Consider the following 20,090-nt stretch of genomic DNA (forward strand, 5'->3'; position numbering starts at 1 on the left):
ATTTTTAATCTATACATCGGCAGTTAACTTGTTTAGGGATTGGGGGAGATTTCTGAAGTAGTGAGTAGCGAGTAATCATAGCCCGAATGGATGGTTGATGAGCCGAGAATAATAACGAATTGGTATTTTACTTTCTACTCACTACTTGCTACTCTTAATTCTTAACTCCTAACTGTTAACCTGCTACTGTCAAGAAACCATTTTTCAGCAGGTATGATAAGTACTTATTAAATAGTTGTGGATTTAATGAAGGACAAACTATGCCGGAACCTTTAAGGGCTTTAAGAGTTTGTTTGCAACTGATTTCGGCTGGTCTTCTTGCTTGCATATATATTTCGGTGGCGGTTAACTGTTCTTCAGTCCAGCGCTGAAGTAGAAAGGGCTTTAAAGTGTAAAGAGGATTATCGGGAGAGCAAGCGCTAGTTTGTAGTTTATCTAACCAATCTTCGTAAGAAACTTTTTCGATCTTGTAGCCAAGTATTGAAATCCAGTTGATTAATTTGCTTAAGTGAATTGGCTTAGGATGTTGTAAATGGAAAGCTTTAGAAACCGATTCTGGCTGCTGCGATAAATATACAATTGAAGAAGTTACATAATCTACAGGGGACATATCCAACCAGTAATCTATATCGGGAAAAGCTTTCATCTGTACGCAGCCTTTCAACATTAAACAGATGAAATCTTCGGTGTTACTGACTCCAGTTTTACTATGTCCACCAATCAAAGGTGGTCTGTAAATAGTTACGGGAAGACCTCGCGAAGCAGCTATTTTGACTAATTTCTCAGATACCCATTTAGTTTGAGAGTAACCCAAGAAAATTCCTTCATGTTCATCAAAATTATCATCTTCTTGAACAACTTTACCTGTATAAGCTGTTGATTCAAATATTGCAACGCTAGATACGTGGTGTAAGGGTTTACGTTTAACTTCACAGGCTAATCTGAGAATTTCTTGAGTTCCCAACACGTTTGCAGCCTTCATCACTGAGTATGGATAAACATAGTTTAGTAAAGCAGCGCTATGATAAATAACGTCTATTTTGGCTGCTAATAAATTAAACTGTTCCTGAGAAAGATTTAATAGTGGCTGCGATAAATCGCCGATAACTGGAATAATTCTAGAGCCGTATTCTTCCTTCCAAATTTGATATTGCTGTAAGTTTTTCAGTAACCGATTTTTTCCAGACTCGGCATCACCCGCTCTTACCAAACAATAGATATTAGCTTTAGTTTGCTGCAAAAGTTCTTGAATTAAGAACGCTCCGAGAAAGCCGGTTCCCCCGGTAACTAAAATATTGTCCGGCTCCTCTTTGGCTTCAAAAGGTACTTTACTAGGATCTATACTTGGATCGAGAACCACTTCAGCACCTAAATCTAACTTGAAATCTGCTATTTTTGATGATTGATTATTTCCGGTTTCTTGTTGTGATTTTCTCTCGACAATTTCCTCAGCTAAACGCTCGGAAAGCCCTTCAATAGTAGGATAAAGCCACAGTAGATTCAAAGGCAATTCAAAACCTAGCAACTTTTCGGCTTTACTAGCCAAAATCATCGCCTCTGCCGAATCCAACCCATAAGTATCTAAAGGTTCTTGAATATCAATTTCATCAACTTCAATATTTAATTGTTCCGCAAGTTGAGTAAGCATCCAATCTTGAATATCTTGAGCAGTTAAAGACATAGTTTTTAATTGTTAGTTATTAGTTATTAGTTGTTAGTTGTTAGTTGTTAGTTGTTGTTGGGAATAGGTAATGGAGTTAGGAGTTAAGAATAAATATTATCTCCCCCTCTCCTCAACCCTACGGTATATACACATCTCGTAAGATCCCCCTAAATCCCCCTTTAAAAGGGGGACTTTTACTTTGATTCCCCGCTAAATTGGGGGACTTTTACTTTGATTCCCCCCTTTAAAAGGGGGGCTAGGGGGGATCAAAACGTTATGGAGCAAATTTTGAAGACTTGTGTGTACGCGGTAGCTCCTCAACCGGGGTGATATTGAGCAAAACGCGCTGGCAATTCTACGCCTTGTAATTTCAAAGTTTGCAGTCGGTATAAATATGCTGCTCCGGTGAGGATATGATGGGCAATATCAACTACGTGACGATTCTGCGGTTGAGCGAGATAAGTGTCTTTTACCCAGTTGTTAAAAGCTCCCATCGCGGGGCCGCACCAAATTTGATAGTCGGTTTCTCGCCCTTTTTCTCCGGAGTTTGACCACCGTGAAGATAAGCCTAAATACCAGCGGAAAATTAACGCCATTTTGAATTTAGGATTTTTGATAGCCCTTTCTAATTTTTGGGGACTGCGTTGTGATAAATATTGCTGGGTGCTTTGCCAAATTGCATCCAAGCTTTGCTGGAATACTTGTTTTTCTAACTTTTCTCTTTCTGCAACGGGGATATCTTCGATGCAGTCATAACGCTGATAAAGCTCATATAACTTCTGCGATCGCATTCCGAAGAGCGTGCCACGTTTGAGTACCTGCAATTTCACGCCCATCTCAAACATATCGGCGGCTGGTGCCATTGTTACGTCTGTCATTTCGGCTTTTGTCAGCAGGTTTTTGGTATAGTCGGAGGTTCCCGCTTCTATACAAGATTGATTGATTGAACCCGTCACGACATAAGCAGCACCCATCATAAAGCCTGCTAATGCTGATTGTGGTGTTGCTATACCTCCAGCGACACCAATTCTTACGGGATTTGTATAACCGTATTGTTGCTGATATTCATCGCGTAATTCAAGTATCGTAGGTAATAAGCAAACTAAAGGTCGATTGTCTGTATGTCCGCCAGAATCGGCTTCAACGGTGATATCATCAGCGACAGGAACTTTTTGGGCTAAAGTAGCCTGTAGTTCGGTAATTAAGCCTTGATTGACCAGTTCCTGAAGCATTTTGAGCGGTGCGGGAGCTAGGAATTTACTGGCTACTTCTCTCCGGGAAACTTTAGCGATAACTTTGTTGTTTATTTCTATTTGATTGTCGCTATTAAGGCTCAATCCCGCAGCGCGATAGTAAACGATATTAGGCGTAATATCAAGGAAAGCCGAAGCTTCAACGGTTTTGACTCCATATTGCAAATACAAGTCCACCGAACCTCTTTCCATTGCAGGTTCGCTAGGGCTGTGGAGCAGGTTAAAAGCGTATGGCCCCTCCGGTAAAGCTTGCTGAATTCGCTTGATTGCTGATTCCACACGTTCCCGACTCAAACCACCAGCACCAAAAGAACTGAGGATTCCCGCTTTTCCAAAAGCGATGACTAATTCCTCTGAAGCAATACCGCCAGCCATTGCACCTGCTGTATAGGCGTATTTTACTTTGTGGAATTCAAGAAAACTTCTATCGCCCAATTGTTGCAGTGTCAGAGGTGGCAGCGCCATGAGTAATTCTCTAGGTTCATCCGCGTCAAATTTATTAGTAAATCCGATTTTTCCCTTGGCACTAACAACGTAGCAGGGTTGATTTAAATTTAATAATTTAGATTTAATTCCTGCTTCATCAAAAGCAATATCTCGATTTTGTATGAGTAATGTTGATTTGAGATGATGCCCATTTTTTTCAGGCGCTACATTTGTGATAGTCATATAGATTGGTAATTGGTAATTGGTAATTGGTAATTGGGGAATTGGGCATTGGGGAATTGGGCATTGGTAATTGGTAATTAGGAGTTAGGAGTTAGTTATTCTTCCCCTTGTCCCCTTTCCCCTTGTCTCCCCTTCTCCCTATTCCCTACATTCATTTAATTTGTTGATTCAACATAGATAAATGAAGCTCAACCATGTTTACCATTTGATTAAATGATGATTGTCTGGCTTGTAAAAAAATAGCTTGGGATTGGCTGGATTGCCGATCGGTTTCGCTAATTGCTTTGGCATGAGAATTAATTAAGCCAGATAATTTTTTATTGCTTGTCGAAGTAGAATTTAATTTCTTATTTATTAATGTTGAAGGAGCTTTAAAATTAGCAATATTTTCATTTGAGCTAGCTGTATTTAGTTGAGGGTTTGCAAAATGTAATACTTCTATATCTTTGCTGCTATTTGCCGATGTTTGTAACTCTTGCATACTAAAGTTACTCCAATAATGTGGAGATAAAGTTACCATTACTTCGTGGTTTTTATTTTGATTTTGGTTTTGATTATTTAACGTAAATTCAGACTTAGGTGAAGTAGATTGTGGAACTGTTTTTTGTACTTCTCTTACTTCAGGGGAAGAAGCTTTTGATTCTAAATCATTTACTAAATAATTTAAGTTATATAGCGGCGATAAATCTATCTCAACTCGCTGAGATAAAAGCTGCGCTAAACCTCTAAGTAAGCTGGTATATTCATCTATTCCCCGACGATTTAAAGATATTGTAGTGTGTTCTCTTCCTTTGAGATTTTCACCAATCCATCGGGAACAGGCGTTTCCAGCCCCTACTTCTACAAAAATTCTTGCTTTGGCTTCATAAAGACGGTTGACGATTCGGGGAAAATCAAACTGCTCGCATAGAACTTTAGCGATATTATGCCCCATAACCTCACTATCAGGTTTAAAGGTTTCATATTCTGCTGCTGAGTAAAACTCTATCTGAGGTTGATTGTTAATAGGTAGGGTGTGCAGTTTAACAAATTCATCGTATTCTGAAGCCATTGCTTCGCAGTGAATAGCATGGTTAAAGGGGGCTGCAATTGCATTACATCCAAGGGAAGCAATTACTCTTTGACAGGCTGCGATATCACCAGCAATAACAACTTCTCTAGGCGTATTAATTTGAGTTAAATAAACCCGGCTTTCTTTTTTTAGCTGTTCCTTAACTTCGGAAACCCCTGCCATCAAAACGTAGTTACGCCAAAAATCGCTTTTTGTTTCTGCGTCTGTTAATCTCCAATATTCCCGTACCGCATTTTTTGCACCGCATAACCTGCTGTTAAACAGTTGCGAAGAATTCAAACCGCTGCTAATTGAGCTAAAATCAGTCCAGATCCCTTGAGCGATCGCCATAGTAGTTTCGCCCACGCTGTAACCAAAGCAACAGTCGGGTTGCAGTCCAAAATAATCTCTGAGTACAGCACTCATCAATCCGGCAATACCTACTTCCGATTCCAACATTGAAAGAGGGTTATCTATTAACTCCTGTTCTAATACTTCTAACTGTCTTTTTGTCAAGGCGTTTAAGCTGCGAGGATAAACAAATTTCTCAATCCCAGCCACGCGGCTGTAAACACTTTGAATTACTGGAGAATCCCAGATTTTAGGGAACAAGCGAAATAGATTTCGAGCGATTCCTAAATAAGAGCTGTAAGCACCTGGATATACAAAGGCAACTTTACTTTTTTTACCTAACGGTTTAGCGGTGAAGTAGCTACCTACAGGAGTTTTCCATTCTCCCCCAGTTTCAAAAGCTTTTTCAATACCTTTGATAGCACGTTGTGTTTCGCGCTGTAATTCTTTAAGATTTCGTCCGAGAATGCCTACAGCATAAGTCGCGTTTTGATCCGAAAGGTAGGTTGCAAAGGTTTGTGCTGCGGCAACGGCAAGAGAATCACTCTGCGATATTTTTGTTTCTAATACTTTGATTTGCTCTATTAATGTTGTTAAATCATCGGCAGCTAAAGGAAACAACAAGATGGGCATTTGTGCCAAATATCTGCTGTCACGTTCTTGAACAAGCGGTGATTCTGATAAAATCAGATGAGCTATATTACCGTTGCTAAAACCATTAATAGCGGCAATTCTTTTATTAGTTTCTGCGGCTAGAAACCAGGGTTTTGACTGAGTTTGAACATAAAAAGAACTACCTTGCCATAGTTCCGGATATTTAGGATTAGACCATTCTGGGACTGCGGGGATGTAGCGATAGTAAAGGCATAGAGCGGTTTTGATTAAACTGCCCATTTCCGAACTTACATCATTACCGATGTTCGTTTTTAAGCTACCTACTGCACAATTTAATTCTGAAGCAGAAGTTTGATAAGCAGCAACTAACTCCTTAATTTCTAACTGATTTGGCTCTGAAATACAACTACCGCAAATTTCTAAATAACCAATATCTTCAGCTTTAATCCCAGCAATATTGAAAGCTTGCTGACAAGTTTGGGTTATTGTTTGTGCTTTCGGGGAAGAATTTTGGGGAATAGTTACTGCATCAATTATCGCGTAAATTCGCTGGTTATTTGTTATAGATTCAGCATCAATTAGAACTAATCCACCATTCAAAGCAGGGGAGTTTGGAGAAGCTACAGAAGCAATCGCAACCGTGTCTACTTCTTTAACAGCAAGTAGCTTTTGCGCCATTTGAATTGCGCTAAATACTGTTTTTGATGTTGCCGTATGAGTAAAAGGAAGATTAGCAGTATTATCTTCATCGCTAACAATAATTACTGCTATTTTAGCGTTAGATTCAACTTCCGCATCTTTAAGTGCTTTATTTACAATTTCATTTATGTTTAGATTGGAATCAGGGGAAATATTATATTGTTTTCCCTGATAAATAGTACGTTCAAAATTATCTAGTTCGACAAGCGAACCGCCATTTATATTTATACCAATTATGGCTAATTTATGGTTTTGATTTTTTATATTTACCATAATTAAAATAAGAGTTAGGAGGTAGGAGTTAAGAATTACTTTCTTCCCGGCTCTATGATTCCCGATTTTAAAAAACCGCAGAGAGCGCAGAGGAAAGAGGTAAGGAGAGATAGATAATCTTAAAGCAGAATAGGAATTAAGAGTTTCAAACTGCTCACTGATTACTGTTCACTGATTAAGTTCAAAGGTAGAATTGTTCCTTTCGCTTCTTGCATTTTGATGTAAATTTTTCCTTGGCTATCGTGAGCGATGATTTGAGCTACTGCTGCTGTTTTTGTTTTGCTTACGATTTCGCAGGAAATATAAAATGTTTCGTCAAAGGGGATAGGGGCAAATTGTTCGTAAGCTATAATTCCTGAAGGCAAGCAGCCACATTGATAATAATTTTGCACCCAAAGCCATAATGAATGGATTTTCACGTCAACTATGTAAGGATTAAAAGTTTGGACGGGAAATTGTCCTTGTTTCTCAATGTCTACGGATGGTAAATTACACAGGATGGTGATTTTTTTGTCATTGATATTTAAGACTTTTTCTACTCCTTGAAAAGCAGCACCGTGAAATAAACTTGCTCCCCCTTGTTGATATATTTGTTCGCGAGAAGTAAAGATTTTATTGCTTGGTGTTAAGTCTAATGAATCGTACAGCGGAGGTTCAGGAATTTGCTGTTTAAGTGTTATTTTAACGCTGAAGTGATAGCGAGTTTTTCCTGCTTGATTTATACTCCATATTTTGGCATCAAAAACAATTTCATCTCCACTTTTTTTAGCAATTTCTTGTAAGTCTAAAATATATTCATCTGCAAGGGTATCATCAAAAACAATTCCTTTTAAAACTTTATAGTTTTGAACGCCAAAAAATTTGTATCCAGGATAAAGTTGCTCGCAAGTATTCGCAATCCAATTAATTGCACAAGTAGCGGGAAGAACTGCATAACCTGCAATTTCGTGGTCGTGTAAAAATGGATTATCAGCTAAGTTTAAATAGCGTCGGATTCTATAACTCTTTAACTCGGAATCTAAAGCAACGGGAGGAGGTGTTAAAGGAGAACCGATTATTACCTGTACGTGATGATTTTCAGGTGCAAACTCTTCAACTAACATTTGCGTTCCCACTTCGACGGGTATCGTCTCAATATTGCGTTGAGCAAATGCTCGTTTCAATTCTGGACTTACCATACCACTATCCCAAGGACCCCAGTTAATTGCGACTACATGACAATCGGGATGTTGTTGTTTAACCAGATAAGCTGTTTTATTCAGAATTTCGTTGGCGATCGCATAATCAGTTTGTCCGGCATTTCCATAGAATCCCACCACCGAGGAAAACAAAATTAAAGAATTTAGCTGACTCGGAGGTACGCATTTTAATAAATTGCTTAATCCTTTAACTTTAGGATTGTAAACCTTGTCAAAATCCGATTCAGTTTTCTTTTCAATCGGTTTATCCGCTAAATTACCAGCACCGTGGACAATTGCGGTTATTTTACCGAGTCTCTGCTCAACTTCAGTTAATTTTTCTTGCAATACACTTTCATCGGTGACATCAACGCTGAGGTATTCCGCTTTTCCTCCCGCTGCTTCAATCGCTGCAAGGGTTTGCTCAATCTCCCGTCGCGACGAAATTGCTTGATACTCTTTTTGCACCATCATCGGCGTTGGTTTCTCACCACCAGCCACAAGTTGTTCCAAAATCCGCCGCTTCAACTCAGTTTCCGTACAATCTTCTATCCAAGCAGGTTCCGGAGCTTTCGGTAAAGGCGATCGCCCCAGTAAAACAAACTGACATTTATATTGTTGAGCCAGCTTGATAGCCGACTTGGCAGTGATTCCTTTACCACCACCAGTTATTGCACAAACGGAATTTTGGTTAATCATGTTTGGAAGGGAGTAGGGGGGAGATGGGGAGAAGAATAACTAACTATTAACTGCTAACTGCTCACTGTTCACTGTTCACTGTTCACTGCTCACTGTAATCCTCCTCGCACCATAGCCAACTTCGGTTATTAAGCGATTTGGGTCGTGGAGTTCGGCAATTATATGTTGGGTTGCGGTGGTATTATCTAATTCGGGATTTATGTCGATCGCTCTACAAAATACCGATTGCCATTCCCATCGCAAGGATTTGGTTAAGCCGAATAATCCACCGCTGACTGGATTTATGTCACCTTTACCGGAACATCCTAATTCTCCATCTAAACGAGTTACGGTTATGAAACAACTACGCCCTAATTTCGCGGCTTTAGTCAGTGAATTTTTAAGATGTTTGGCTAGGAAAAACACTTGCTTGATAATTGCTGCGTCTTGATGTTCGCTAGGATTTAGATGCATGAAAGTGGCAATTTGTCCATAATTAGCTTGAATTTCAGCTAATTGTGTTTTTATTTGTTCATCGCTGCCATTTTGTAGCATTACTCGTTCAATACCTTGTGGTAAAGATGATTTTGTTGCTAATTGAGGAAAACACAGAACTACCACTTTCCAACCTTGATGCTGTAAAGATTGAGCTAATTCGCAAGTTAGTTGAGAACCATCATCAGTAAGCAAGCAAATATGGTTTGCAGGTAAATCGAATTCTAATTTATCTGGAGGAGGTAGAAACTTTTGCTTAACAACCGCTCTTTGGATATTATGCTCTAGGTTGGGTTGCCCGTCGTCAACTGTATCCGATTGCTTTTTTTTTTCAGTCTCCGTTGTCAGAGACTGCATATAATCAACAATTTGTCCCAAGGTTCGCAGTTCCACTTCTGCCATTTCTTCGAGATTCGGCTGCGGTAAGTCGGGTACTTGCTCTTGTAATGCGCCGATAATCTCAACTCGTTTTATCGAATCAATCCCTAAATCTGCTTCGATATCCATATCTAGTTCCAACATTTCTGATGGATAACCAGTTTTATCGCTGACTACTTCAAGTAAGGTTTGACTTAAGGTATCGCTGTCGATGACATTTTGAGAACCTCTCTCCAAACCTCTCTCCTGCAAGGAGAGAGGCTTTGAATCTTCCGTTGAATTCTCGCCATTCCCTCGTAGGGAAGAAAGCTGTTCGGTTAAATTATCTGTTAAATTCTCCCCATTCCCATGTCCTTCGGACACGCTGCGCGAACGTAGGGAAGGGGGCTGGGGGGTTAGGTTTCCCGTTCCACCTTCCGTCAAACTCCGCATATAATCAACGATTTGTCCCAAAGTTCGCAGCTCCACTTCTGCCATTTCTTCGAGATTCGGTTGCGGTAAATCGGGTACTTGCTCTTGTAATGCTCCAATAATCTCAACTCGCTTAATCGAATCTATCCCTAAATCGGCTTCGATATCCATGTCTAATTCCAACATTTCTGATGGATAACCAGTTTTATCGCTGACTACTGCAAGTAGCGCTTGACTTAAGGTATCAAAATCGATATTTACTTTTTGTGGTTCGATTTTTGGTGAATTATTCTCAACTTCTGGTTCAGCAAAGGTAACGGGTAAAGATTGATTATCTATAGACTGTTCATTTTGACTGACAGGCTCAGTAATATCACTATCTATAACTACTTTATACCGTGATATTAATGGCTGAGTATAATCATCTTCTACTAGATGCGAATAGCCTTTTTGAGTTAATTTATAAAACTTTCCCGTCGATTCAACCTGCGATCGCAAATATTGTTGGTGTATCTGTAATGTATCTGCTTGATGCTTGTGAACCTGCATCATGCTGCGTTCGACGCTTTCAATAATTCGTTCTACAGGTTGGGTTTTTCCCGATTGAGCAATATTAGAGAATAAAGCGCTTTGCTGCTGCATCAGTTGGAAACAGGCTTGCACATATTCCTGCTGATTATCTAAATATTGTCCGTGAACTTCTAAAGTTTGACTTTGAGTCTGACTAAACTGTTCGATGCTAGATTCTATAGAAGCAATAAGTTCCGGATTCGGTAAAGCAGATTCTAGCTTATTTTCAGCAGCCAATTTGCGATCGACAACGGTTGTAGTAATAGATTGTCCGTTTTGCCGACGAGAATTTCCTTCGATCGAAGTCATTGTTTGTTCTACAGGCAGTTTTTCCTTCAAAGCAGTACTGGATTTTGTCGCACTTGCAATTTTAGCCGTGACTAAATCTTTGTTATGCAAACTTCCATTTCCATTTCTGTAATGTCCGTTACCCTCCGGGTTCACCACTCCCCTCAACGGAGGGAACCGACCCACGGGGGTGGATTCACCATTCGCAGAGGTAACTAAAGTAAGATTCTGAGAACTTCCATTTCCATTTGAAGAATGTCCGTTACCATTTGCACTAACTAAACCTTCATCGCGTCTTCCATTTCCATTTTGCAATGCCCTATTCCCATTTGTATTTTCTAAAGCTTTTGTAAATGCTGCTTTAGTTTTATCGGAAACGTAATTATGGCATCCCAAAGTTACATTTAAAGCCTTATTGGACTTAACTTCCGGCGACTTTAGTTCTAACTGATGAGGATCGAGTTCGGCTAATTCTAAACCAGCAACGCGCAACTGCACTACAGCCTCTCGAAGTTGACTGTCACTGTCTTTTTGACGGCTGCCATTCAGGGCGATCGCCATATGGGGACGCGAGCCTAAAATTTCACCTACGAGGTTAGTTAAAATGCTTCTCGGACCAAATTCAACAAAGCAATAACCGCCTTTGTCATAGATATTCTCTATTTCTTGCTCGAACAGTACTGAATTACTGATATGAGCTTGCAGATTTTTTCTGATTGCTTCGGATTCTTGAGGATAAACTGTAGCGGTTGTATTGGTATAAATCGGTATCTTTGGAGTATTAAAGGTGACTTTCCCAATTGCTTTAGTAAAGGGTTTTTCAGCACGAGCAATCAAAGATGTATGGAAAGCACCGGAGACAGGTAAACTAATTGCCGAAAAGCCTTTATCTGTTAAAACCTGCTTCAATTCAGCAATTTTATCGGTAGCACCAGCTAAAACTACCTGAAAAGGAGAATTGCAATTAGCGAGTTTAACTTCGGGGAAACCACTAAGTATCTGTTTAACTTTGGCTACATCACCCTTAACTGCAAGCATTGCTCCCATATCCTGGCTAGAATCGTCGGGTTTCGCCATCGCTTGCCCCCGCTCTTTCACCAGATAGAAGTAATCTTCATCGCTGAGGACTTCTGCTGCCCATAATGCCGTAAGTTCGCCAAAACTATGTCCGGCAACAATATCTGGTTTGAAGCCAGCTTGCTGTAAAACCTTATATAATCCGACGCTAAATGCAGCGATCGCCGGTTGAGATATTTCGGTTTGTTGTAAAGCCTGGGTTTGTGCCTGTTTTTGCGCCGAATCAAATACGGGTGCGGGAAATACTTTTTCGGAAATAGGCGATAAACCAGATTTACAAAACAAGCGATCGACTTGGTTGTAAGTTTGCTGCAATACCGGGAAGTTCATGACTATTTCCCGTCCCATTTCTAAATATTGCGAACCTTGCCCGGAAAATAGAGCTACTACTTTTCCTTGCAAATCCATTCCTTGCTTTCGGTAATAGACTCCTTGAGGAAGTTGCCAGTTTTCTGCTTCAGGCTGCTTATTGAACCAATTTATAGATATTTGTAATTTCTTGATTGACTCAACCACCGAGTCAGCAACGAATCCCAATCTAGCTGCCGTTACCGGGATTTGCACCGATTTACTTCGATTAACTAACTCTTTAAAATAACTTTCTGCCTGATCTGATTTCAATTCAATCAAAGCAGATTCGCACTCTTGCAATAACTGTTCCGGTGAAGGTGCAGACAATAATATTTCTTGGGGAGTGCGGTTAATGCGAAATTGCTGATTTTGATTGCAGTATTCTTCCAACACAATATGATAGTTAGTGCCACCGAAGCCAAAAGAACTAACGCCAGCACGTCGGGGTGTTTCCCCTGCTTGCAGCCAAGGACGAGTTTGTGTATTCAAATAAAATGGTGAAGACTCAATTTCTAACTTTGGATTTGGTTTATTAACATTAATCGTCGGCGGTAAAACCTTATGATGCAAAGCCAAAGCTGTTTTAATCAAACTTGCCGCTCCGGCTGCTGCTTTAGTATGTCCAATCTGAGATTTAACACTACCCAAAGCAACAGACTGCTCAGATGCATTATCTTTACCAAATACAGCTTTCAACGCTGCGAATTCTGCCGGATCTCCAGCCATTGTCCCCGTACCGTGCGCTTCAATTAAACCAACGGTACGGGGTGTAAATCCAGCCCGCTCGTAGGCACGTTCCAAAGCTTTCATCTGCCCTTCGGCACGAGGTGCGTAAATACTTTTGTGCCTGCCATCGCTGGAAGTTCCAACACCTCGAATTACCGCATATATTTTATCGCGATCGCGCTCGGCATCTTCCAGACGCTTGAGCAATATCATCCCAACACCCTCACCTAGCATCATTCCGTTGGACTCAGCATCAAAAGGCTTAACGTTTTCTCCAGGCGTTACAGCCGGAGTTTTGCTGAAACACATATAGGCAACAATAGAGTTATCGGTGTCAACTCCACCCGTAAGCATCATATCGGCACGATAGTCGGCTAATTCGCTAATTGCCATTGACAATGCACCCAAGGAACTGGCACAAGCAGCATCCACAACGCAATTAGTTCCGCCAAAATCAAAACGATTGGCGATTCTTCCCGTTACTACGTTAGCTAGCATTCCCGGAAAAGCGTTGGTGTCCCAATTTATATAAGCGCTTTTAATTTTTTCAATAATATTTTGTGTATCTTCGTCAGATAAACCCTGACTTTTGAGAACTTTCTCCCAAACGGGATATTGTAATCTTGCAGCCAAAGGCATTGTCAGCTGTCTTGCTAAAGCTACCCCCAACACTACCCCGGTGCGTTCGTGATTAAACCCACTATCAGAGTCATATCCGGCATCGCAAAGCGCCTGTTTTGCAACAACTAAAGCTAGCAACTGCGAGATATCCGTCACCTCTAACTGATTCGGAGGTAGTCCAAACTCCATCGGGTTAAATTCGATATCGGGAATAAAGCCGCCTCTTTTACAGTAAGTTTTATCGGGTGCTTTAGGGTCGGGGTCGTAATAATCTTTAACATTCCACCGCGATGCAGGAACATCGGTAATACAGTCAACACCTGCGATAATTTTTTCCCAATATTCTTGTAAATTCTTTGCTTGCGGAAACAGCGAACCCATCCCAATAATCGCTATGGGAGTTTGTTGTAATTGTGTATTAGTTCGATCAAGTTTTACCGATTCAGAAGTCATATTTTTTAGTTTAATTAGGTCTAATATTGCCCGTTCGCAATTATCAATTTCTTTGTGAAACTGAGCTAAAGCAGCGCCAATTTTGTTAGTTAACATTTGGCATGAATTTATTTTCAATACCTGAATCTATGAATTTGTCAAAAGCTTATTTTACTATCAATTAAAATTATTAAAACCGATAAAACAGTGCGAATAAGAAGTATCAATTTAAATAATTTATTGATGAGCGTACCAACCAGAACTTTATTGGCAAGTAAATAGGAACCCTGTTACAGTTATTATCGCTATCTAAATAGATGAAAAATACAATGTTTTCCCAACCACCTTAGTAATAAAACGATAATACAGTTAATACAAGTCACTTTTTCACAGTAACTGATTTGAGGTAACACAAATATGCTATGCCCTAAGTAATAACTTTATCCATAAAGTTACAAAAATGACTTTTCAGTTCCATCTGATATATAGTAAAAAATACAAAATAGTATGTTGCATTAAAAGCAAAGTCGGTTATTTTAATTGCGATCGAACCCCAAACGCCTATTAGTACCTTAAAAAACAGGTCTACTTAGATGTAGTTAAAAATGCTGCAAAATATAAGTCAATATTGAAAAACGCCTACCCAGCGATCGCACTATTACAATTTGACGGAAAATTACTTTAAAAGTCAGACAGATTAGATATAAGTTTGTTTGTGACGGTAGATGATTTAGAGAAGCTTAGTTTAATTTATATACAAGTGATTTTATGGTTGTATCATGTCGAAATTAGGTATCACAGGCAAAGTTGAGAATCGAAGAATAAATCTACATTACTTACCGGATGTAGTAATAAAAATCATACCAGGGAAAGATGTGTAATCTAGCTTCAAAGTTAATATAATTATAAGCACAAAGTATTCTTTAAACGAGTTGCTATAATTTTCAGTTATTTTTCGCTATTGAAATTAAATTTTATAAATTAAATTTAGTAAATGTTGACATTAATATACTGAAATTATGATGATTTTTCAAAAATAAGAAATGTTACATATTGTTTAAATGTTAATTATCTGAATACAATTCTTGAACCGAGTTTTTTCTTGTAAAGACTGTTTTTGTAAGAGATATAAGCAATTTGATTTTTGAATAGTTTATAAAAATTAGTTATCAAATATGTGACTTTTTTTATACTTGCTAAATCCTGTCGATATGCATCTAAATAACAAACAGCTTGTCCGGAGTATTTGGGATGTGTATACTGTGAAAAATGAAACAAATGTTGATTAAAATGTTTGCATGAAACAGAAGTCAAATGTTCAAATAAATAGATAAGTAGTAATTGGTAAAACCATTTCTAAATAGCTTTGAGCAGGTGTGAAACTTCTTTTTATACATATATCTAATTACCGCAAAACCTGCTTTAGAGCAATAAGCAGCCTTATATTATGCATCTAACTATGCTTAATTACACTAATGTTGTTTTTGCCAATGATTTACGCTTATTTACGCGACAAGCAATGAGTGAATTTACACGAGATTATCAGGTAATGCTCTCAGTTAGTTTGTTACCAAACAATCAACAACGTCCTCGCTGCGTAATAGATCCAGCCCTTGCGTTATCACCTTCGGGACTACTTCTCTACAAAAACTTGGGAGAAGCAATGGAATTATGGGTAGTGCGAGAACTCTGGTACATTCTCGACAACATTAATCTTTACTTGCAAAGGCCGGAGTTAGTTGTTCCAGGAATTAACGCTTCGGAGAAAACGCTATCTGAGAAGCGTACTTCCTTAGAAGAAACGCTTTGGAGTCTAAAAGAATGGGAAAGAGTACGAGGAGCAACGGACTTAAGCCGGTTAAATTTATTCTGGCTAGGAGATAACTTGCGAGAATCATTACTTCCTAAAGATAGAGAACCGGAGATTTTTTCGGATTGGGAATTTTTAGCACGTTCATTAGATAATCAAATAGATCGGATTCCAACTAATGATGTTTTAACATTAGCTTTTCGAGATGCCGTAGCACTTGCAGCTAGTTTAGGATCTGCGTTTATTCTTACCTATCAATTACCTTCTGACTATGAAAAAAATCTTCCTCCAGACATATGCAAAACTCTGGAAACTTGGAATATACCTTGTACATATTTGACAGAAAATGACCCAGTTGTTATTCTCGAACGCGAATATTTACGTGAGTTAATTACTAATACTGGATTAGCTCAACCTTTTTGGGCTGATATCCATATTGTTATTCTGCACTTAGTAGTTCCTAGTGGTTTACCTCGAACTGAACTGAAAAATAATCTAATTACCAACCAATTTTCTTCTCAAGAAACACAATATATTGAACCAGAAAATAATTTTTGGGCAAATATCGAAACATTCTGGTACCAACTTTGAGATTCGCAAGTAATTTTGTAATTTAACAGGGAAGGGATTATATGAATAACTTTGAAGAGCCGAATAAAGCTTGTCTTCAAGCATTAGCTCAATCTGCTGGATTAGGAGTTTTAGGGGAATTTTGCCTGCAAGGCTTCAAATATATGATTGTTTCATTTGGAAATTGCTCGGAAGATTATGCACAACACGACATGATTCCATCTGAAGAAGCTGATTATTATTGGATAGTTGGACGGATTGAAATTCAAAACCAATACTGTTTAATTATCAAAGCGAAAAATACATTTAAGGTTGCAGAGCCGACTGTAACAGATTTATTAACCGCACGAGAGTTACAGATAGCTGCTTTCGTTGCCCTGGGATACTCAAATAAACAGATTGCCAATCGATTGCAAATCAGTGAATGGACAGTTTCAACACACTTGCGTAGAACTTTCATTAAACTTGGAGTTGATAGTCGCGCTGCTATGGTTTACCGTTGTGCCCCACTGATTAACTTTATCTTGCAAACAGAAGCCGAAGTTTAGTACTCCATCAATTTAGTATCGTCAGGGGAGTAGGAAACATATTTGTGCGTTTTCCAATTTTCGTTAACATTGCGGTGCCATCGCTCCCTAAGATGCCCTAAGTAAGTGAACGATTTATTTGTAGATATGATTATTGATTAGCTTAAAGCGCAAAAGCCTCTTAATAGTTAAAGTCATAATTTTTAACTATATTCTTCAAAAAATCCCCCAAACTATTGGTGGGATCAATTGCAATGGGGGTTCGTAGTAGCGCTGAAGCGCATCCGGAATCCAGATGCGCTTCAGCGCTACTACGAACCTTCCTTTACCCGTGAAAATTAATGTGATGAACTACTAGAGCAGAAAATTTCTCTATAAAATAATAAACCCAGTTTAAAAAACCGGGTTTATAAAGGTATTGAAAAAAGCAATTAACTATTGTTTATTAGTAATGATGCCTAATGAATAATAAATAACAACTAAGAACTAACAACTAAATTAATTTATTCGCCGTAACAAGTTGTACCTGGAACTTTCTCGTAACTAAATTTATTACAATCTTTAAGACTTTCTGACTGTAAAGACCACCAGTAAGGTTTGTCAGATGAAACAACACCATTACTCTGAGTAGTTAATCTAAAATTTGCTCCTCGGAAGTTGGTTAAAAATACACTTGCTCCAGTTAAATTAGCTGCCGATAAATTAGCACTCATTAAACCAGCATAAGACAAGTTAGCATTTTCCATTGAAGCTGACCTCAGATTCGCACCCACCAAAGAAGCACCTGAAAGATTAGCATTACTCATAACTGCATCTTGTAAATCTGCACCTGCAAGATCGGCGTTTGACAAATTCGCACCTGTCAAATCTGCACCTCTTAAATTCGCATCCCTTAGATTTACTCCTGACAAATTAGCTTGCGACAAATTAGCACCACTTAAATCGCATCTCGGGCAAGCACCATTTGCTTGAAACAGTTCTATATCTTGCGGATTAAATGCTTTTGTTTGTTGCATAAATCCCAAACAAGCGAGCATGGTAATACTAGATACAATTGCTAATTTCATATTTTTTAGAGATACTTATCAAGGTAAGGGTTTTAAACTATTATGTATTGTTATACTTACATATACAAACTGATTATTATATAACAAGTATAAAGACTTGATAAATAAATTATAAAAAACTTATAAAATGTTAACTCTGAACTACACAATCCCATATACAGGTTTTAGAATAGTGACATCGAGAAATATACCGAAAGTTCTATAGTCTACGAATTATCGAATCCCTCTAGCCCAGTTATATGGTGGCGGAGGGATTCACTTTTTTTGGTAATTGGTAATTGGGCATGGGAAGATGGGTGGGGTAGAGGGGGTAGAAATTAATTGATAATTGATAACTGTTCACTGCTCACTGCTAACTGATTACCTCCAGCCTAAAAGCTTTAATGCGGGAACTACTAAGTAGTTACTGATTCCCAACCAAAAACTGATGAAGATGCCTAACATACTGAAAAAGCCGATTTTGAGCCACAGTTGTGATAAATCGAAGGGGCTGGAGGAAGTAAATATGGTTGGTGATAATCCTAAGTTTATTAAGCCTGCAAAAATAATTGCCGTACCAAATGCAGCCATTATCGCATGGATGATTTGATGGGAACGAAGTCCTAAACCCAAGGTGAGAAGGGAGATGGCAAATAATATTAGCCCTACCCATCCTTCTGCTTGTTGTGGTGCTATTAGCTGTAAGATAAACCAGCCTCCGCTATAGCCGATTATTGCAATTAAGGAAGCTATCAAAAATCGTCGTTTTTGATTGAAACCCCCGGCTAAAGTTATTCCCCAAGCTGTTCCCAAGCCAGATGCTGCAAATAAAATTATTTCCGAACCCAATACGGGTTGAGGATTGGATGTAAAAGCTATTATTAAGTTCGCAACCACTTCGCCAACTCTATCGCCAAAAACTGTACCAAATGCCAGGAAAAAACCGGCAATTGTACCTATACAAGCGCCGATACTTGCTAAAATCATTGTCCACAGCGTTTCAAAACAACCGCGAATTATCCCTACAATTGTTTTAAATGCGAATAAAGTGGTATTACTAACACCTCGGGTTGTTCCTAAAATCAATTGCTGAATAAATTCATTGATTAAAAGAAAAACTTTTTTTAGAGATTCTGCTATTCTGCTAAAAATATTTTTTCGCTGGCGTGCTGGCAAATATGATGTTGATTTAGTCGATCTAATAATTTGCGCCAAACGTTTTTGAATAATTAGTGCATTTTCGGGACGCGATCGCACTTCTTCCTGCGCCATATCATCGAGTAAATCTACCAGCAGAGGGTTGACATCGCCGCCATAATCAGAAAATTTTAGCGCTTCTCTCCAGCGTAATGCTCCCGTTAACGGATCTTCTAATTCTTGAGGATTTTTTCCCGTGAGTAATTCAATCGCTGTTCTTCCAAGAGCGTAAAAATCGGCTGATGGCCCAACATTACGTCCTGTAACTTGTTCTGGGGGACTGTAGCCGGTAGAAAACAATCTGGTAGAACTAGATTGACGGTGAGAGGCTGCAACGCTAAAGTGTTTGGCACCACCAAAGTCAATTACCACCAATTCAGAACCCTTTAAGCTGGGAGATGGATCGCGCAACATTAAATTTGAAGGTTTGATATCGCGATGAATAATCATATGTTCGTGGAGGTGTTGCAAAATATCCACCGCTTGCTTCAACCAATCCAAAACCAACTCTTGAGAACAACCATTCGGATACAAATAAGGAACTTCTTCCAGAGTTTGCCCGTTGATTTTTTCCATGATCAAACAAGGTAAATCCAAATCTTGGTTAGAACTTGAGAGATTATGGAAAAAATACCCATCCGGTTCAACTTTAGGAACACCCCCATGCTTTAACCGCTGTAAAACTTCTGCTTCCTGAGCAAATAATTCCAGTGCTTTCGGCGAAGTTTCCACCAGCACTTTCAAAACTTTTTCTGTTTGTGTCTTAACATCCCAAACCGTATAAATGCGAGCAAAACCCCCAGAACCCAAACGTTCGAGAGGAATAAATCTATCCTGCAACTGTAATTTTGCCCCACAAGCAAGACAAAATTTGTTTCCCCAAGGTTGAGGATAAGGACGCGAACAATTAGGATTTACGCAGTGAATTGCATTTAAATTAGGTTGAGAATTGGGCATGGGGAATTGGGCATGGGGAATGGGGAGTTAGGAGTTATGAGTTGAGAATTTAAGCAACATATTTTTATCAAGATTTTAACGATTGGGGTATGAGACTGCTTTTACATCTTTCACTTGTGGCTAGTTCCTACAGAAAGTTTCTAATAACAAGATTTTTAATTCCTGATGACGCGATTTTCATTTGTGTGCGGACAGGAAGTTGGG

9 protein-coding genes are annotated in these 20,090 nt (G+C 38.9%); 2 read left to right on the plus strand and 7 right to left on the minus strand.

Annotated features, from left to right (window positions below):
- Positions 1–175: 175 nt before the first annotated feature.
- From ACM03V_RS28635 to ACM03V_RS28655, 5 genes are all read right to left on the minus strand, one after another.
- Entirely contained in the window at positions 176–1,681 is a 1,506-nt protein-coding gene (locus ACM03V_RS28635; RefSeq protein ID WP_414624203.1) for a thioester reductase domain-containing protein, read from the minus strand.
- A 299-nt stretch (positions 1,682–1,980) separates the two neighbouring features.
- Positions 1,981–3,585 (minus strand): PfaD family polyunsaturated fatty acid/polyketide biosynthesis protein, encoded by a 1,605-nt coding sequence (locus tag ACM03V_RS28640; RefSeq protein ID WP_414624204.1) that lies wholly within the window; start codon positions 3,583–3,585, stop codon positions 1,981–1,983.
- 151 nt (positions 3,586–3,736) lie between these two features.
- Positions 3,737–6,574 (minus strand): polyketide synthase, encoded by a 2,838-nt coding sequence (locus ACM03V_RS28645; protein WP_414624205.1) that lies wholly within the window; start codon positions 6,572–6,574, stop codon positions 3,737–3,739.
- Between the two features lie 161 nt (positions 6,575–6,735).
- Positions 6,736–8,451 carry an SDR family NAD(P)-dependent oxidoreductase gene (locus ACM03V_RS28650; RefSeq protein ID WP_414624206.1) on the minus strand — a complete coding sequence of 572 codons (1,716 nt, stop codon included), beginning with the start codon at positions 8,449–8,451 and terminating at the stop codon, positions 6,736–6,738.
- 75 nt (positions 8,452–8,526) lie between these two features.
- On the minus strand, positions 8,527–13,896 hold the full coding sequence (locus ACM03V_RS28655; RefSeq protein ID WP_414624207.1) for a beta-ketoacyl synthase N-terminal-like domain-containing protein: 5,370 nt from the start codon (positions 13,894–13,896) through the stop codon (positions 8,527–8,529).
- Positions 13,897–15,238: 1,342 nt separating this feature from the next.
- Here ACM03V_RS28655 and ACM03V_RS28660 point away from each other — a divergent pair.
- Together ACM03V_RS28660 and ACM03V_RS28665 are read left to right on the plus strand one after the other, a co-directional pair.
- Entirely contained in the window at positions 15,239–16,180 is a 942-nt protein-coding gene (locus ACM03V_RS28660; protein WP_414624208.1) for a hypothetical protein, read from the plus strand.
- Positions 16,181–16,221: 41 nt separating this feature from the next.
- Entirely contained in the window at positions 16,222–16,707 is a 486-nt protein-coding gene (locus ACM03V_RS28665; protein ID WP_414624209.1) for a response regulator transcription factor, read from the plus strand.
- A gap of 482 nt (positions 16,708–17,189) precedes the next feature.
- Here the strand turns inward: ACM03V_RS28665 and ACM03V_RS28670 are convergent, their stop codons facing one another.
- Both ACM03V_RS28670 and ACM03V_RS28675 read right to left on the minus strand, forming a co-directional pair.
- On the minus strand, positions 17,190–17,753 hold the full coding sequence (locus ACM03V_RS28670) for a pentapeptide repeat-containing protein (RefSeq protein ID WP_414624210.1): 564 nt from the start codon (positions 17,751–17,753) through the stop codon (positions 17,190–17,192).
- Between the two features lie 360 nt (positions 17,754–18,113).
- Complete coding sequence (locus ACM03V_RS28675; RefSeq protein WP_414624211.1) at positions 18,114–19,886, minus strand: protein kinase domain-containing protein; 1,773 nt, start codon at positions 19,884–19,886, stop codon at positions 18,114–18,116.
- Between the last annotated feature and the right edge of the window lie 204 nt (positions 19,887–20,090).

The organism is Calothrix sp. CCY 0018, from assembly GCF_963920925.1.
GTDB lineage: Bacteria > Cyanobacteriota > Cyanobacteriia > Cyanobacteriales > Nostocaceae > Rivularia.

Coding starts and splice junctions, on each gene's coding strand:
- ACM03V_RS28670 (WP_414624210.1), bottom strand. CDS start 17,753: ATGAAATTAGCAATTGTATCTAGTATTACCATGCTCGCTTGTTTGGGA.
- ACM03V_RS28665 (WP_414624209.1), top strand. CDS start 16,222: ATGAATAACTTTGAAGAGCCGAATAAAGCTTGTCTTCAAGCATTAGCT.
- ACM03V_RS28675 (WP_414624211.1), bottom strand. CDS start 19,886: ATGCCCAATTCTCAACCTAATTTAAATGCAATTCACTGCGTAAATCCT.
- ACM03V_RS28640 (WP_414624204.1), bottom strand. CDS start 3,585: ATGACTATCACAAATGTAGCGCCTGAAAAAAATGGGCATCATCTCAAA.
- ACM03V_RS28660 (WP_414624208.1), top strand. CDS start 15,239: ATGCTTAATTACACTAATGTTGTTTTTGCCAATGATTTACGCTTATTT.
- ACM03V_RS28645 (WP_414624205.1), bottom strand. CDS start 6,574: ATGGTAAATATAAAAAATCAAAACCATAAATTAGCCATAATTGGTATA.
- ACM03V_RS28650 (WP_414624206.1), bottom strand. CDS start 8,451: ATGATTAACCAAAATTCCGTTTGTGCAATAACTGGTGGTGGTAAAGGA.
- ACM03V_RS28635 (WP_414624203.1), bottom strand. CDS start 1,681: ATGTCTTTAACTGCTCAAGATATTCAAGATTGGATGCTTACTCAACTT.
- ACM03V_RS28655 (WP_414624207.1), bottom strand. CDS start 13,896: ATGTTAACTAACAAAATTGGCGCTGCTTTAGCTCAGTTTCACAAAGAA.